This window comes from Pseudomonas sp. TE3644 (genome assembly GCF_056278815.1).
This window is the reverse complement of the sequence record NZ_JBWBQF010000001.1, coordinates 2,681,209-2,696,439: the sequence shown is the minus strand read 5'-3', so window position 1 is coordinate 2,696,439 and position 15,231 is coordinate 2,681,209. Positions and strand designations below refer to the sequence as shown.

13 protein-coding genes and 1 pseudogene are annotated in these 15,231 nt (G+C 59.1%); 6 read left to right on the top strand and 8 right to left on the bottom strand.

What is annotated here, in order from left to right; genetic code table 11:
- Positions 1-173 precede the first annotated feature (173 nt).
- A complete protein-coding gene (locus tag ACZ9GA_RS11900) occupies positions 174-2,240 on the bottom strand; it encodes a cytochrome-c peroxidase (protein WP_457363752.1) in 2,067 nt (688 codons plus the stop codon).
- Between the two features lie 495 nt (positions 2,241-2,735).
- On the opposite strand from ACZ9GA_RS11900, the gene ACZ9GA_RS11895 reads away from it, so the two are divergent.
- The 3 genes from ACZ9GA_RS11895 to ACZ9GA_RS11885 all read left to right on the top strand — a co-directional run bounded on the left by ACZ9GA_RS11895 (position 2,736) and on the right by ACZ9GA_RS11885 (position 4,683).
- On the top strand, positions 2,736-3,392 hold the full coding sequence (locus ACZ9GA_RS11895; RefSeq protein WP_457363753.1) for an ABC transporter ATP-binding protein: 657 nt from the start codon (positions 2,736-2,738) through the stop codon (positions 3,390-3,392).
- On the top strand, positions 3,389-4,183 hold the full coding sequence (locus tag ACZ9GA_RS11890; RefSeq protein ID WP_457362485.1) for an ABC transporter permease: 795 nt from the start codon (positions 3,389-3,391) through the stop codon (positions 4,181-4,183). Before ACZ9GA_RS11895 ends, ACZ9GA_RS11890 begins: the two co-directional genes overlap by 4 nt.
- A gap of 170 nt (positions 4,184-4,353) precedes the next feature.
- The gene (locus tag ACZ9GA_RS11885; protein ID WP_457362486.1) at positions 4,354-4,683 is read left to right on the top strand and encodes a hypothetical protein; all 330 of its coding nucleotides are present in this window, start codon (positions 4,354-4,356) and stop codon (positions 4,681-4,683) included.
- Positions 4,684-4,701: 18 nt separating this feature from the next.
- On the opposite strand, the gene yghX is transcribed toward ACZ9GA_RS11885, so the two are convergent.
- From yghX to ACZ9GA_RS11865, 4 genes are all read right to left on the bottom strand, one after another.
- Entirely contained in the window at positions 4,702-5,589 is an 888-nt protein-coding gene (gene yghX / locus ACZ9GA_RS11880; RefSeq protein WP_457362487.1) for a YghX family hydrolase, read from the bottom strand.
- A 76-nt stretch (positions 5,590-5,665) separates the two neighbouring features.
- On the bottom strand, positions 5,666-7,012 hold the full coding sequence (gene pssA / locus ACZ9GA_RS11875; RefSeq protein WP_457362488.1) for a CDP-diacylglycerol--serine O-phosphatidyltransferase: 1,347 nt from the start codon (positions 7,010-7,012) through the stop codon (positions 5,666-5,668).
- 25 nt (positions 7,013-7,037) lie between these two features.
- Positions 7,038-7,499 carry a YbaK/EbsC family protein gene (locus ACZ9GA_RS11870; protein ID WP_457362489.1) on the bottom strand — a complete coding sequence of 154 codons (462 nt, stop codon included), beginning with the start codon at positions 7,497-7,499 and terminating at the stop codon, positions 7,038-7,040.
- A gap of 767 nt (positions 7,500-8,266) precedes the next feature.
- Positions 8,267-8,410: a hypothetical protein gene (locus tag ACZ9GA_RS11865; protein ID WP_457362490.1), complete on the bottom strand. Its 144-nt coding sequence runs from the start codon at positions 8,408-8,410 to the stop codon at positions 8,267-8,269.
- A 573-nt stretch (positions 8,411-8,983) separates the two neighbouring features.
- Here ACZ9GA_RS11865 and ACZ9GA_RS11860 point away from each other — a divergent pair.
- Positions 8,984-10,111: an integrase gene (locus ACZ9GA_RS11860; protein WP_457362491.1), complete on the top strand. Its 1,128-nt coding sequence runs from the start codon at positions 8,984-8,986 to the stop codon at positions 10,109-10,111.
- Positions 10,112-10,509: 398 nt separating this feature from the next.
- On the opposite strand, the gene ACZ9GA_RS11855 is transcribed toward ACZ9GA_RS11860, so the two are convergent.
- Complete coding sequence (locus tag ACZ9GA_RS11855) at positions 10,510-11,304, bottom strand: hypothetical protein (protein WP_457362492.1); 795 nt, start codon at positions 11,302-11,304, stop codon at positions 10,510-10,512.
- A gap of 909 nt (positions 11,305-12,213) precedes the next feature.
- On the opposite strand from ACZ9GA_RS11855, the gene ACZ9GA_RS11850 reads away from it, so the two are divergent.
- Entirely contained in the window at positions 12,214-12,642 is a 429-nt protein-coding gene (locus tag ACZ9GA_RS11850) for a hypothetical protein (RefSeq protein WP_457362493.1), read from the top strand.
- Here ACZ9GA_RS11850 and ACZ9GA_RS11845 read toward each other — a convergent pair.
- Positions 12,628-13,484 (bottom strand): IS5 family transposase gene (locus ACZ9GA_RS11845; RefSeq protein ID WP_457362494.1). Its coding sequence is split into 2 segments (ribosomal slippage): positions 12,628-13,136 and positions 13,136-13,484, totalling 858 coding nucleotides; the frame shifts between segments, so codons are not numbered across the junction. The genes ACZ9GA_RS11850 and ACZ9GA_RS11845 overlap by 15 nt on opposite strands.
- A gap of 104 nt (positions 13,485-13,588) precedes the next feature.
- Between ACZ9GA_RS11845 and ACZ9GA_RS11840 the strand changes: the two are divergent.
- Positions 13,589-14,266, top strand: a pseudogene (locus tag ACZ9GA_RS11840) (LA2681 family HEPN domain-containing protein); the annotation flags it as partial.
- A gap of 12 nt (positions 14,267-14,278) precedes the next feature.
- On the opposite strand, the gene ACZ9GA_RS11835 reads toward ACZ9GA_RS11840, so the two are convergent.
- Positions 14,279-14,869: an HAD domain-containing protein gene (locus ACZ9GA_RS11835; RefSeq protein ID WP_457362495.1), complete on the bottom strand. Its 591-nt coding sequence runs from the start codon at positions 14,867-14,869 to the stop codon at positions 14,279-14,281.
- Positions 14,870-15,231 lie beyond the last annotated feature (362 nt).

Genomic DNA, 15,231 nt, shown 5'->3' with positions numbered 1-15,231 from the left:
CGCCAGGCTGCGCTGGCCTTGGGCTTCACTGAATATCTTCGGGGTTCACACCGGCCAGCGCAGCCTGGCGGCAGCGGCTACGGGCTCTGTCGCCGGCAAGGTCGGTGCGGAGGTGGGGGAGGGACATGGCCTGCCCCATCGAGTTATCAATCGATGGGGCAGGCCAAGGGGTTTTACAGGTCGTTGACAAACGGCAGCAGCGGTCCTTCAGTGGCCTTGCGGCCTTCGGCGCCGATTTCACGCAGTTGCAGCAATGCGTCCTGGGCCCGTGGCGTGTTCACGCCGGCATCCGGCGGCCGCACGGTGACGCTGTTTTCGTTGCCGATCTCGCCCTGCGGGATCACCAGCGAAGGGTGATCGAACGGTGCGCGCTCCCAGGCTACCCGCGGGTCAGTCAGGCCCACTTCCATGAACTTGACCAACGCGTCCTGTTCTTCCGGCGTAAGGTCGAGGCGGGTGATGTCGGCATCAAGGTTGGAGCCGTTGTGCTGGTTCACCGCCGGGTGATCGAAGCCGCTGGTGTTGCTGGCGTCTTCGCCGCGCCGGTCACCGCCGCGGTTGTAGAACTCCACCACCTGCTTGAGCGTAGAGCGGCTGCCGTTGTGAAAGTACGGCCCGGTCAGGGCGATATTGCGCAGGGTCGGCACCTTGAAGGCGCCATCCACCGCATCGCGGAAGCCCACCGCCGGTTTGGCCGTGGCATCGCAGGGGATGGCGGCAGTCAGCGGTAGTTCGAACTTGCACACATCCACCTCAAAGGGGTCAGGCACGTTGCCGCCCTTCAGCAAGGTGTTGTACTGGCGGGTGAACGACAGCGGGTTGCCCCACGGGTCGGTGCCACCGGCCGCCAGGTCCTCGGCAGTCGGGCGCACGCCGATGTTGTAGAAACCGTTGTCGTACAGCGTGGTGAGGTTGTCAGCCATCAGCATGCGTTCGATGCGCTCATGCGGCTCAAGGCGCAGGCGAGTGCCGGCGTTGGTCAGTTCCGGGCCGCCGTGGCAGTTCACGCACTTGCCTTTGCCCAGGAACACCTCCATGCCCTGAACCTGCTGAGCATTCATGGCCTGGGTGTTGCCTTGCAGGTACGCGTCCAGTGGGGTCTGCTCGGAGACCAGCGTGGCTTCGTACATCTGGATCGCCAGGCCGAAGAACAGCGGGAAGTTGGCTTCGATCTGGGTGTAGTTGGCACCGCCCAGCGAAACCGGCTGCGTGGCGTTCCACAGGCGCGGCTGGAACGCTGACTTGACCATCTCCCGGTACGTAGGGCGACGCGGCCCGGACATGGCGGCCAGCATCGAGTCGGTAGGGGCGATCTTCTGCCGGCTGAGGATCAGGCTGTCGAGGATACGCCGGCCAATGTCGGCGAAGGTACGGCCCCCGCACGACATTTCCACCGGGCTGCCGGGTGGGCCCACGGCCTGGGACGCTGCGGACGCATCTTCCAGGGCCAAACGAACCTTGGTGGCCACGGTACTGCGCCCGGCGGTGACGAAGATGCCGGCGTCAGGGTCGCGATTGCCGAACGGCGAGAAGCCATTGAACACGTTGTTGGCCCGGCCGTCCCAGAAGTTGCGCACGTTGAACACGGCGTTGATGGTGGTGGGGGCGTTGCGCCCGGTACTGCGCCGCACGTTGATGTTGTTGACCTGGAAAACCCCGTCGGGTTGCTGGGTGCACTTGTCGAATCGCGACTGCTTGGGCTTGGTGTAGTTGGCGTCAAACACACCCTGTGAGCCGACCACGTCATCGGTGGAATACACGATGGGCGAATTGCGGTCCAGCGGGTCGGCCAGTACGTGAGTGGGGAAGTCGCCACGCTTGAGGGTGTAGTTGGGGCCACCCTTGCCACCGGACAGCGTGGTGTAGGAGGGCACGTCACCCGGAATGTTGCCGGCCGCGAATGGCTTGTTGAACAAGGTGCCCACGTTGCTGTTGGTGTTGGCCTCCCCAGGGTTGATCTGGTTGGTGATGCGGTGGTCAACGCCTGCGTGATAATGGCAGGAGGCGCACGCGGTGGCGCCGTCACTGCCCACGTTCATGTCCCAGAACAGCGCCTTGCCCAGCCGTACGGCGGCGTCGCGGTTCAGTACATAGTCGGTCATCAAGTCCACCTTGCGTCCGCCCTCGGTGCCCGACGGGTCGGGGGGCAGCACGCCCTTCAAGGTTTGCAGGGTAGGGGTGTCGATCACCGGGTCGACGGGTTCTGGTTCGGGCTCGGTGGCCGCCAGGGCTGCCGCCATGGGCAACCAGCACGCCAGGCCCAGCGGCGGAATCAGGCTACGGTAGGGGAGTGTGCTCATAGGGGTGCTCGCTCTCGGTGGGGTCGGTCCTTTTTTATTGTTCGTTTCCCTGGCCATTATTCTTTCGAGCGCACGGCAGCGGTCCCGGGATATCGGGGCTGATAAAAAGCGCTAAGTTGCCTGATTGGAACTATAGCGAAGTTTTAATTGATGCCGCTGGACTTTTTTCGCATTTTTTAATATTTAAAACAAGTTGGGGCTGTATGCCATTATTTGGGGAATTTCCCCCGAAACTGGCGCTTTAGAGCGGTATAAAAACGGGGGAAGCCCTGCCGATCAGGCACTTGGCACCTTGGCATGCTTATAGCAACTTGCTCGTCTTTTAATTTAACGGTATGGCGTTACTTGCAACTTGTCGTGCAAGGCCGTGGTCGTGCATCATGATCGCCCTTATCTCTTTACTGTTTGGAAACTGCGCGATTGAACGTGTCTCCCATTTCCACCTTGGTGACTGCGATTGACCTGTCTCGTATTGATGAGCGCAGCGGAGCAACGTTACTGCAACCGCTGCATTTCACCTTGGCGCCTGGCAACCGAGTGGCCATAACGGGGCCTTCCGGCTCGGGCAAAAGCGTACTGCTGCGCACCCTGGCGTTGCTGGACGCACCCCATGCGGGCGAAATCCACTGGCAGGGCGCGCCTGTCGCGACCGCGCACATTCCCGATTACCGCCGCCAGGTGTGCTACATCGCGCAGAAACCGGCGGTGCTCGATGGCAGCGTGGAGGACAATTTGCGCTATCCCTATTCGTTAAAGGTGCATGCCAACGCGCGATTCGACCGCGATGTGGTGGTGCAACAGTTGGCCAAGGCCGGCAAACCGCCCGGCTTCCTCGGCAAGCAGGCCAGCGAATTGTCCGGCGGCGAAGCCCAAGTGATGGCCTTGGTACGCGCGCTGCAACTCAACCCCCAAGTGTTGCTGCTCGATGAACCCACCGCAGCCCTGGACCCTGCGTCGGCGCGTCAAGTGGAAGACCTGGTCGACGCCTGGTTCAGCCCTGATCGCGCGCTGATCTGGGTGTCCCACGACCCGATCCAGGCCGAGCGGGTCAGCAATCGCCAGCACGTGATGACCGCCGGGCGCCTGACATGAATTACCAAAGCCTGTCCAACCTGGACATTGCCATCGCTGCGGCCTTGATCTTGATCAACGGCGTGCTGTCACTGTGCCTCAACCTGGGGCTGGGTCGCCAGTTGCTGGTGGCTTCGATACGTACCGTAGTACAGCTACTGGCCATTGGGTATGTACTGACCTGGATCTTCGCCAATGCTCAATGGTATGTGGTGTTGCCGGTGATGTGCCTGATGACGCTGATCGCCGGGCTGTCGGCCGCTGGGCGTGGCAAGCGCACCTACGCCGGCCGACGCGCCGACAGCATTGGCTCGATCTGGCTCAGCAGTTGGCTGGTGGCGGCGGTGGGACTGTTTGCGGTGATCCGCATCCATCCCTGGTACGAGCCCCAGTACGCCATCCCCATCTTGGGCATGATCCTGGGCAACACGTTGACCGGCGTCTCGCTGGGCATTGAACGCATGATTCAGGAACTGACGGCAGGCCGTGGCCAGATCGAAATGACGCTGGCGCTGGGCGGCACCCGCTGGGAAGCTGCACAGCTGGCGGCGCGTCAGGCAGTGCGGGCGGGCATGATTCCCACCTTGAACCAGATGTCGGTGGTGGGGCTGGTGAGCTTGCCGGGGATGATGACCGGTCAGGTGCTGGCCGGGGAGAGTCCCCTGCAGGCGGTGCGTTACCAGATCATCATCATGTTTTTGATCGCCGCCGCGTCGGGGCTGGGCACCGTGGTGGCGGTATTGCTCACCTATCGCCGGGTGTTCTCGGCGCAGCACCGCTTCCTGCCTGCCAAACTGATCCCCCGCGAATGACGCCCGCGATCGCGTCGCGGCCACGGACGGCGTAGGAGCCGGCCTTGGCCGCGATGCAGACAACGCGGTTCCAACCCTATCGCCACCACAAGCAGGCGAAATACTGGCCCACCAACAAATAATTACCCGCCAAAATCACTGTACTTTCAGTCGGTTGGGGCAGGAATTAAATGCGCAATGTGATGATTACACTGGCAGGCGTCGCGCTGACAGGCGCGGCATTGTGCGCGCAGGCCAGGGAAGTGCGGCCCGATGACCGCTTCATGTGCAGCTGGGGCGCAGGCACGGCGGCCCGCGCCCAGGAACTCAAGCTGGCCGGCGTATCGCGCTATGCCGCCCGGGAAAAGATCCACACCATGAAGTTCGACAAGGGCTGGATGCGCATGATGGCCCTGGGCATTACCGAGCAGACCTTCGACAATGCCACGCGCGCCAAGCCAGCGGTGGTGCGGGACACCTTCTACGACGGCTGCATTCGCTATCGAGTGGCCCGCAAGTAGAGCTTTAGACCGATCGGTTCAGGCCAGGTAGCGGTGGAACCATTCCAGGGTCCGCTGCCAGGCCAGCTTGGCCGCCGGCTCGTCGTAACGCGGGGTCGAGTCATTGTGGAAGCCGTGGTTGACCCCGGCGTACACGTGTCCCTGGTAGGTTTTGCCCGCCGCCTTCAAGGCTTGTTCGTAGGCCGGCCAGCCATCGGTGATGGGCTTATCCAGCTCTGCGTAATGCAGCAACAGCGGTGCCTTGATGTGCGCCACGTCCTCGGCCTTGGGTTGGCGGCCATAGAAGGGTACTGCCGCCGCCAGTTCCGGGTAGGCGACAGCCGCGGCGTTGCACACCCCACCGCCGTAGCAGAACCCGGTGATGCCCACCTTGCCCGTGGTCGCCGGGTCTTTCATCAGCCACTCGATGGCGGCGAAGAAGTCGTTCATCAGCTTTTGCGGATCGACTTTCTGCTGCAACTCGCGACCTTCGTCATCATTGCCGGGGTAGCCGCCCACTGAGGTCAGGCCATCGGGCGCCAGGGCGATGAAACCCGCCTTGGCCACCCGGCGCGCGACGTCTTCGATGTAAGGATTCAACCCACGATTTTCATGCACCACCACCACGCCCGGTACCTTGCCGGCCGCCTTGGCCGGGCGCACCCGGTAGGCGCGCACGGTGCCGTTGCCTTTGGGGGAGGGGTAGGTGACGTACTCCGCAACGATATCCGGGTCGGTGAACGACACCTGCTCGGCCAGGGCGTAATTGGGGCTCAGTGACGCCAGCAGCGCCGAGGCGGTCAGCCCGCCCAGGGCGAACTGGCCGGCACGGTCAATAAACTGGCGACGGTTGATCTTGCCGTGCACATAGTAGTCGTACAGTTCCAGCAGTTCGGGGGCGAAATCCTTGGCGGTCAATCGTGTCATGGCGCTTTACCCGGGCAGTCAGTGAAAAGCAAAGCGTAGGCGGGCGCCGGCCTGCTGGCCAGCGCCCAGGCCGCCATCAGAGCAAGTAGTTGACCAGGCGCCCCACGCGAGCCCGCTTGATGCGGCGCAGGAACGTGCGCACCTTGAGCGGGTACTCTTCCGGCGTCTGCAGCGTGCTGAATCGGCTGATGCGCGTGGTATTCGCCGCCAAGTGCTGCAATTCCTCCTGACGCGGCCCCGACCAGACGCCTTGCGGGTCATCAATCAACAAACCGTTCTCCAGGTCCAACCGGAAGCCGCGCGGGTTCAGGTTGTTGCCAGTCAACAGGGTGTAGCGCTGGTCCACCCACACGCCTTTGAGGTGGAAGCTGTGTTCGCCATGCTTCCATACATCCAGCTGCAACTGGCCGCTGTCGATGGCGGCTTGATGGGCGTGGGCGAAGCGGCGCAGGTTGTTTTCATACACATAGGGCAGCACCGAGCTGACACTGAAGCGCTCGCCCGGGGCGGTGTAGAAATCGTTGGCCGTCTTGTCGCCGGTAATGATGCGCACGTTGACCCCGCGCTTAAGCGCCCGTCCGATTTCGCGGGCCAGCACCGGCGGCAGGTTGAAGTACGGCGTGCACAGCACCAACTGCTGCTGACACTCGGCGACCAGGCTCAGCACCGTGCGGTTGAGCGGATTGTTGCGGCCCACGCCCACCAGCGGAATCACCCGCAAACGGTCGGCCTGCGTGGTGCCGGCGCGGGTGTCGTAGGCGGCGCGCTTGAGCTGGTTGCGGAAGCCACGGATGGCCTTGTTCAGCGCCCGCGACTTGCCCGGGGCCGGCACATCCAGGCGGTGACACGCCTTGGGGTCCAGCAGGGTAGCGGTCACCAGTGCCTGCATGGCATCAGCCAAGGCGGCGTTGTCCAGCACGTGATAGCGGTCCAGACGGTACTTGTCGAACCGTTGCAGGTACACGTTATTGATGCTGGCCCCGCTGTAGATCACGCAGTCATCGATCACGTGGCCCTTGAGGTGCAGCACACCGAACAGCTCGCGTGTCTGGATCGGCACGCCATAGACCTTGATTTCACTGCCGTGGTACTTGAGCCGCTCCGCCTGGTACCAGGCCGCGTTGCCGGGCTGCTTGCCCGCACCGATCAACCCGCGCTGTGCCCGGAACCAGTCCACCGCGACAATGACTTCCAACTGCGGCCGAGCAGCCTTGGCGGCATACAGGGCGTCGAGGATTTCCTGGCCGGCCTCGTCCTCCTGCAGGTACAACGCTACCAAGGTGATGCGCCGCTGGGCGGTGGCGATGCGTTCAAGCAGGCAACGCCGGTAATCGGCCGGGCCGGGCAGGGTGGTGATCGCCTCGGCCGGCAGCTCGAAGCCGCGCAGGTTGGCCAGGGGGGAAGGGCTTGCAAAGGGTCGCATGGGTTTCTCTTTTTATAGGGAGGATTCAGGCCTGGGCCACATCGATCCATTGGGCATTCACCAGATTGGCCATGCGCTGGGGGCACAGCCGCACCGCGGCATTGATGGCGCCGCCGGCGGGCAACACCTCATCGAATGCCTGCAACGACACATCACAATACACCGCAACCGCCTGGGGCAAGCCGAACGGGCACACGCCACCTACCGGGTGACTGGTGTGGGTCACGACCTCAGCGGCATCGAGCATCTTGGCCTTGACCCCGAACTGCGCCTTGAACTTTTTGTTGTCCAGGCGTGCATCGCCACGGGTGACGATCAGGATGACCTGGTCGTTCACGCGCAACGACAGGGACTTGGCGATCTGGCCAGGCTCGACATTGTGCGCCGTCGCCGCCAGGGCCACGGTGGCGGTGCTTTCGGCAAGCTCGATCACGGACAAATCGGGGGCGTTGGCCGCCAGGAAGGCTTTGACGGTTTCCAGGCTCATTGCTGCTCCTTGTGTCAGGGTCTGAAACGCCCGATACCATAGCACGGTGCATTTGTGGCTTGCTTGCGCCGTTCGCTGAAACCGCCTAGGAGGGGCGTTACCTGCTTTGCGGCTGGTCAGAAAGGCAGGGTGGAGCAAAGAGAAAGGCCCTAATGAAAATAGCCAATTAATAACTCAACTAAATAGTTCTTTAGTTGAGTTATTAATAATCCTGATAGTAGCGCAGAGAAAGGAGGGTATCTCCCTGCACCCTTTCATGCAATCAACTACATCCTCCTCAAAGTCATACTGTCCTTCCCCAGCCACTGCCGCGACGCAAAAACGCCTCAAACCGTGCTTTGGAATCGCGCCTCTACGTAAAATGTGGCACCCAAGACCCTGCTCAAGTCGCCACTTTTCACCCAGGAACGCGCTATTTATCGTGGTTTTACAGGTAGATACGGCATAGCCATGAAATCATCGACCACCCGGGCACGTTGGTCGTGCATCAAACCCGGGGCCTGAAAAGGCTTATCCCAAGTGTCTGAGCGACCTTGCGCAAGACCCTATGGGTACTCACGTCGATCAATGTCCTGGCGATCGTTGCGTCGTACAGATGCTTAGCCATCTGCACGCCGTCCGGCCCGACGCCGCGTGGAAAATGATCAAACGTTGGGTAGCCTGACCCTGACGTTCGTCGGCGCGGTTCAGCAGTACCGTCATAAGCACTGGTAAACGAACCGTACTGCCGTCGTCGTTGGGCATCGCTTGCAGAGTACACATCGAGCTCATGGGCGATTGCTCGATTGTTCGAACCACAGCCGTTCGGATTTCACGCCATGGGCAGCCACGTGCTGGTCGAATTGTGAGTGCAGCGTCTTGAGGAAACCAGCGCCGAAGAAATCAGCGCGAGCATCGAGGAAGGAATACACGTACAGATTTCTCCTGCAGCGCGTTTTGTTCGGCGATGACGCTGGGTTTGGTGGTGCAGGCGTCAAGCAGTGAAACGATCAATGCAAGTGCGTGCAGCGGGAGGGATTTACGCAGGGCATTCGGAATTCTTTTAGGGTAAGGCGCGTTGCCAAGGTGTGGATAGGCATCGGCGGGATCTGGGGCTTTCTTGGGGTGTGAGATTGGGCTGCTGGGACAATACGAGACTACGCATAATGTATATTATGTTAAATTGCGTATTGGGGTGTGGGTGTAAATGACTGATCTGGGTCTGCTCCGCCCGAATCTCTGCATTGCCAGGATTTGAGGTGATCTGTGGGAGCTGGCTTGCCAGCGAGCTCTTCTGTCCATTTCCACTAACTCCCGGTCTGTTTTGCACAAAACCCCGTTCGATTGAAAATCAGCCCCTTGCGTTACCATTCTCACGCTCTCCCTTAGGTTGCCCTGTCAAGAACCTCCGTTTCCGCACCTGAAGCTTTGAAGACTGGCTAGCAACCAGTACGTCTGCTAAACGTAGATGCACCACTCGAAGATTTTAGCTCGCGGGTACACCCATGACGCGGCCGTTCATCCCATTCCCGATCTTTCCTCCTTACAGCCATTGGCGCCCTAAAAGCGCTACTGGTTTCCCCGCCAACCATGAAGTCTCCGCGCGCCTGAGCGAAGTCAGCCAATCAAGCCAGCCGTTCATTAGTACTTGGTACGCCGACCGGTTCATCAATTGGATCGCCCACAACTGGAGCCCCTTGAATTCCCAGCTGCAATACAACACCTGCATCCAAGGCTTGGAAAAGATGCTGAACTGGAGCTTCGTTAACGATCGCTGTCTGCTTGATTGGACACGCGCGGACTTCGAGGATTACTCGGCCTTCATTTGCAACCCAACTAGCGCTTGGGTCTCTTCAGGCAAACAGACTCGTTTCCTAGCCAGTCTTGCTATAGATTTCCAGGATTGGCCGATCAACCCGAACTGGGCACTTTTCCAAGGTGCCCGTGGTGCCAATTCTGACGACGATTCTTCGCAAGAAATCGACAAAAACGTGTGGAAACGCGAGATCCTCTGTGTCAAACCGTTCATGGATTTCTACCTCAAAGACGTTAGATCAAGCCGGCCAAACGTCGCCTCGAAAACGCCAGAATCATTGTTATTCAAGCGCCCAGACGCCAGAGGAATTATTTCAGATGAGGTTCTTGAGTGGATGCTCAAGACCATCCCAGATCTCTTCACCAGCCCGCATGTCGTCCGGGTCATTCAGATGTACCTAAGTATCGCGAGATACTCAGCCCGTCCCCTTTGGCAGGTGCTGGGGAGTCCTTCAAACCCAGGGCGTATCGATCAGTTCACGCGAGATAGCCAAGGCACATGGCTGGAGCCTCATCCCAAGACCGGTAGCCCAGCGCCGTTGCCGCCGGCGCTTGCAAAAGCATTTGATCGCTACCTGGTTTACCTGAATATTGACTCCGACCAGCCGTTGCCTGCTTCATACTTGTTTCCCAACGAGCGCTCGTCCGGCGCCCATGACCTGAGAGGTCTCTGGCGTATTATGCGCTTGATCAGGGAGGGCCTTGCCGATCGGGCTAAGGCATCGGGTAACCCGGATATTGCCCAAGCGGCTGATGACATCCGGCGTCTGACTGCGAGCATGCTGTCGAAGTCTTCGCCTGATAAGGCTGCGCCTTGAATTGAGTGCGAGCCCCCTCACCCATTTATTTATGGTGTTTTTGCCTATTTACCAGGTCGCCGGAGTCGTCCCTACTTTACCCTCAGAAAATTCAATAAATCTCGGCATGGCGTAAATCCTAAGGGTGCCAAATCTAGACAGTCTCGTCACTGTCACCTTCCTCTTCCCGAATTGCGTCAGGATATTTAAGAGGCATTATGGGTTGCGGCTGTTCGCCTTGCAGGTGGCTTGCCCCTGACGGGCTTTCAACTTCTGCAGGCCTGGGTGCTGTGCTTGCATTGGTCTGGGAGGGTTGTCCGCCCTCCCCCTGATCTCGACCATATGTGCACGTCAGCGGCCCAACGTCACGATTAATGTGAATGTCGAACCGGCTCAGGCTCCGTCATTCCAGGCGAAGCTCAGCTCCTGGGCGCTCGCTCCGTGGGAGCGATGATGAGCAGCTCAGAGTCCAAAACTGTCCGGGAAACAAATGCCAGTGTCCTCAGCGTTGGTTCGCGATCAATGGCTCTTGCCACATCATCCGGATCGACAGACTTGTGCCCCACAAGCTTACGGCGGGTTCTACTTTGGCGAAGGGCGTCGACGATGGTGTCGCCGATTGCGTGAACCCCAGCTTCATCCAAGGCACGAGAGTCACGTTGACCCTGCTGCGCGCCGAGCAAGCGACTCATCATCTGGAATCTAACCAGCTTTGGGTCATCCGAGCACCGGTAGGCTAACGGGCTGCTATCGAACACGACGTAGTGATCGTCATCATCGGGCAAAGCCCCGATATCGCTTGGACGAAATCCTGCCGATCGTCCGACGATTTCTTTTGATAGGTAGTGCGTATTCAGCTCCGCGGTTTGGTGGAAGGCTGGAGTGACGTAATAGACTTCGTTCCCCTTGCTTTCTAAGTCCAGCAACAAATCGTGCTGAGCAGAATGCTTCAACGCGTGGAGATGCCAGCGGTAGTAGGCTCCTCCCATCAGCGCGTATTCCTTGCTGTTGGTGCGCGCCATGAAGTGGCTGAGCTTAAACTGGAGGAAGAGCGGTGAGCCGAACGGGATCTTTACGTCGTAGCCGCCGCCAGGCTTCCCCTCCTGCTGTAGTGAGGGGAATTCTGGGGCTGCTACGACGTGGGAGCCAGGGGCGTGAATGAGCTCGTTGGTGAAGGCGAATCCATAGGAAAACTCAGACATCTCAGGTTTCATTGCTCGTGCATCCTTGCTGTGGATTCTGGCGGTATTGAAGGCCCCTGCATGGATAGGAGGCAGCTAACGTGGCCGCATAGCTTTGTTTAGGAGTGCCTTCTCCGCTTGAGTTTGCTCATTACCACATCTCTGGTGGGGATCGCAGCGTATCAGGCGGTTTTCATCCGTAGAAGTTGCTCAATGGCAGTCCGGGTTGGCGGTCATGCGTAATGCCCTGCGCCCATAAACAAGACTGGGATCTTATTCTCGAGGCTGCGAAGGGTTGAGGCAAGCCAGCGCGGTTGCTGATTCGCGGGTCTGTCATCAAGAGTTCTTGAAATGGAGGAGCTTCAGGTGCTGGTGTGCGCGGCCCTGCGGGCACAGCTGTCGTAAATCAAGCCACCCTCCCAGCCTCACGCGTTATAAACAGGCATTCGGGCGTGCAGCATCTCAACTAGTCTTAGAGGCCCAGCTGGCCTCCGATCGCTATTCTTCACTGTCTGGAGCCAACGGGTTTTCAAGTGTCTGGAGGCGGCCCAGTATGGCCTTAGCAATCGCACTCGAATACTTAATTCGCCCATCATCAATGATGTAGGTTGGCACCTCGCGGGGCTCTTTTTGAACAAATGAACATTTATCTGAACATTTATCATTAAGAATACTGAAAAGTCGTTCGAGTTCTGCTCCTGACATGATTGCCCCCCTTCTAATCATTCCAGAAATTGCACTTCATGTAGCTTAGCCTTTTGCCGACAAACCGCAAAGTGCAGTAATTTACCGTTGGAATTGTGAGCTGTTCGTCACTGCTGACCGAGTCGGCAATCTCTCAATGCCTTGGGCATTCTAAACGTGAGGCGGGCGAGGGCCAGATCACGAGTGCAATCCTCCTTCGACTGCGGATAAAAATGGTTGCGGCCATAGCAAATCATCATGCTGTCGACTGAACATCCGATCCTGGGAATGGCGCAGGGAAACCTGGGTGCTGGCTTGATACGTTACAGCAGCGCGCTTTACGACGCGGGCCACACCTTCTGGTTTTTTGTCCATGGACGACGCCATCTTGAGTCAGCAATCGAAGGTGGGGGCGGTCGAGACGGCGCTACCTTTTCCGGAGCCATCGACTTGTTCCGGGGCTTTCAGGCGTGGGTGGCTGAGCGGGTGGACGATGACTCGCAACTGTTCTATCAAAGCCTAGGAACATCAAAGGTAGAGGAGCATTACCGGCAACGGTGTCTGGATGCTCAGCTGTTCCTCAACCCCATGAATGACCTGGGCGCCCTGCCCGTCGCCTGCTACGACGTGCTGCGGCTGCCAGATCACAACGCCGAAGTCGGGATTACGTACCTAGGCTCTGTCTGAAAAAAGGTGTCGCAGACACCGCATGCCACAAGCCAACGAGACGATCGCTCCATAACTTTTTGCGAGCTTGTCGAAGCGTGTCACGATTCGGCGGTTCTCTTTCAGCCAGCCGAACATACGCTCGATCACGTTACGTTGGCGGTACTTGGGGCGATCAAACAGTCTCGGCAAGCCGGGTTTGGGCTTGCGTTTCATTGAGCGCAGCGGAATGACCGGCTGCATCCGATATCGATCGCAGTAACGGCGCAAAGCCTCAGCGTCGTAGCCTTTGTCAGCTAGCAACCATTTGCATCGTTTGCGTGGACGACCACGCTGGTTTGTCGGGATGCGGACATCATCAAGCAACGGCTGGGCATAGCTGATGTCGCTGGCTTGGCCGCCAGAGAGAAGGAAGCGCAACGGTATCCCGTTGGCGTCGCAGAGCATATGGATTTTGGTTGTCAGGCCGCCGCGACTGCGGCCTAGAGCGTGATCGGCGGGTTCATCAGGCCCCCTTTTTTACCTGCACCTGATGAGGCGCGGGTAGCACGAACAGCAGTTGAATCGATCATCCAGGTCTGCAGGTCGATGAGACCTTGATCGTTGAGTTTGAGATGTAATCGCTTGAGCATCTGATCAAAGGTTCCTCGGTTTCGCCAAACCCGGAAGCGGTGATAAACCGTACGCCAAGGCCCAAAACACTCGGGCATGTCCCGCCAAGCAGCACCTGAGCGCAACAACCACAGCATGCCATCGAGCATCAGGCGATCACTTGATCTTGGTCGGCCTCTGGTGTGGGTTGGGGTGAAAAGATCCGCGACCATATCCCATGCTTCATCCGAAATCTCGTAGCGCTTAGCCATCACAGGATTCCTTTCCATAGATGGCTGAAAATCATACAAAATCTCAGCGTTCGCGGCACTGGAGTTGAGTTTCTCCGAATTTCAGACAGAACCTAGGGTTCTACAACCAGCTGAAGCAGGAGTACGGTTTCGCCCGCCACTGCCTCTATCAAGGGGAGCACGCGGGTTCTGGCCATTTTGCTGACAAGGATCTGGCCTTGGCGATGAATCACGACTCTTCCCTGTATGGCGTGGGGTTGGAACAACTCAAGAACGCGTTCCGCAGCGCCTACTCGCTCCTGGATAAGGTTGCGTATTTTATCAATGCCTACTGGAAGCTCGGCGTGCCAGAGCGTGTTGTCAACTTTCGAACAATCTGGTTCAACACGACAGGCGCAGCACGAGTTGTTCGGGATGAATTTCGATTCACGCGTAACCTGCCGTTCCGCGCGTTGTACTGGGTGTCGCAGGATGTCTACTCCAAGGCGCTCAAAGACGTGGCTCGCCCTGACGCCCAGGCCCTCGACGAGTTGCGCAACCACCTTGAGCACAAGTACGCCAAGGTGGTCGATGGCTCTCCATTTAACGGGACAGCCTCTGCTTTCAGGGCCGACAACTTGGCGTTTGTGATTGGCCGGGATGATCTTGCCGCGAAAACGCTCCTGGTGCTCAAGCTTTCCCGCACGGCGCTGATTTATCTCTGTCTTGCCATGCACTATGAGGAGTTACGCGCTGAGCGAAGTGGCGATGGGTTGATCGTTCAGCTGCCGGTTGATGATTATCCCGACGACCGCAAGACCTGATGCCCCGGACTGTTAGTAAACCGCGTTGTTTACAAGCGCCTCCAACTTTTCCCGCAACTCCGCTTGTGTTTGCTCGTTGCTGAGCCCTTCCCTGGGCTCGCAACGTACCAAACGGGTATCAGTGGCGGGCCAGCTAAAGTCAGGGTCATCGTCAACCGCGACCCAGCGGGTGATGCCCGCTCTCGTTACAGCTGCACGTATTTGCTCGTGACGCGACCAGCTATCGTATCCCTCTATCTGAGATCGAAGCATCCGGGAGTGCCATGTTGCGCTTATGGTGCGCGCCTGAAGCGCCGGCGGCAGTGCAGCTTTCGCGCGGTTATAGCCCAGCAGTCTGACCCAGGAGGTACTCAACGCAATATGAACTCGAGGAAAGTCCTGCAACAGATCGGACAGGATGTGAGCATGCATCATTATTTTGCCTGGTGCGCGGAGCTCTAGGCCGTGCTTTGTGCGGTAAACAGCATCCGGGTGCAATACGCCATCGTAATCGAGAAAGAGCACTTGGTGGTCAGGACGTAGCGTGCGAGGTCTGGGATCTGCCGTCGTATCAACCGCGCGGATAGTGCGTGGCACGCCTTTCTCTACCGATGCTTTTAACATGTCTTCGTCTGTCGCAGTGCTCAATGGCAGTCCTGGTTCGGGGGCATGCGTAATCCCGCGCCTGTAAGTGCTGGGCTGGGTTCCCATTCTCGAGGCTGCGAAGGGCTGAGGCAAGCTAGCGTGGGTTTTGATTCGCCGGTCTGTCGTCAAGGGGGATTGAGATGGAGGCGCTTTAGGTGCTGAAGTGCGCGGCCCTGTGGGCACGGCTGTCGTGAATCAAGCCACCCTGCGGGTGTCTTGCCCCGGCGGGCTTCCATCCTCGCGCCTCCGGCCGGCGGCCTGCGCGCTCCGCTTGCCATGAACTGAGGCCTAGGCGGGCATGGCTGGAGGAGCAGCAATCGAATAGAGCCGGGGTTGGCCGC

Bases quoted from the DNA above. Each gene is read 5' to 3' on its own strand.
- ACZ9GA_RS11850 (WP_457362493.1), top strand. From the start codon at position 12,214: ATGCTGTCGACTGAACATCCGATCCTGGGAATGGCGCAGGGAAACCTG.
- ACZ9GA_RS11885 (WP_457362486.1), top strand. From the start codon at position 4,354: ATGCGCAATGTGATGATTACACTGGCAGGCGTCGCGCTGACAGGCGCG.
- ACZ9GA_RS11890 (WP_457362485.1), top strand. From the start codon at position 3,389: ATGAATTACCAAAGCCTGTCCAACCTGGACATTGCCATCGCTGCGGCC.
- pssA (WP_457362488.1), bottom strand. From the start codon at position 7,012: ATGCGACCCTTTGCAAGCCCTTCCCCCCTGGCCAACCTGCGCGGCTTC.
- yghX (WP_457362487.1), bottom strand. From the start codon at position 5,589: ATGACACGATTGACCGCCAAGGATTTCGCCCCCGAACTGCTGGAACTG.
- ACZ9GA_RS11860 (WP_457362491.1), top strand. From the start codon at position 8,984: ATGACGCGGCCGTTCATCCCATTCCCGATCTTTCCTCCTTACAGCCAT.
- ACZ9GA_RS11855 (WP_457362492.1), bottom strand. From the start codon at position 11,304: ATGAAACCTGAGATGTCTGAGTTTTCCTATGGATTCGCCTTCACCAAC.
- ACZ9GA_RS11900 (WP_457363752.1), bottom strand. From the start codon at position 2,240: ATGGCGGCAGCCCTGGCGGCCACCGAGCCCGAACCAGAACCCGTCGAC.
- ACZ9GA_RS11835 (WP_457362495.1), bottom strand. From the start codon at position 14,869: ATGTTAAAAGCATCGGTAGAGAAAGGCGTGCCACGCACTATCCGCGCG.
- ACZ9GA_RS11870 (WP_457362489.1), bottom strand. From the start codon at position 7,499: ATGAGCCTGGAAACCGTCAAAGCCTTCCTGGCGGCCAACGCCCCCGAT.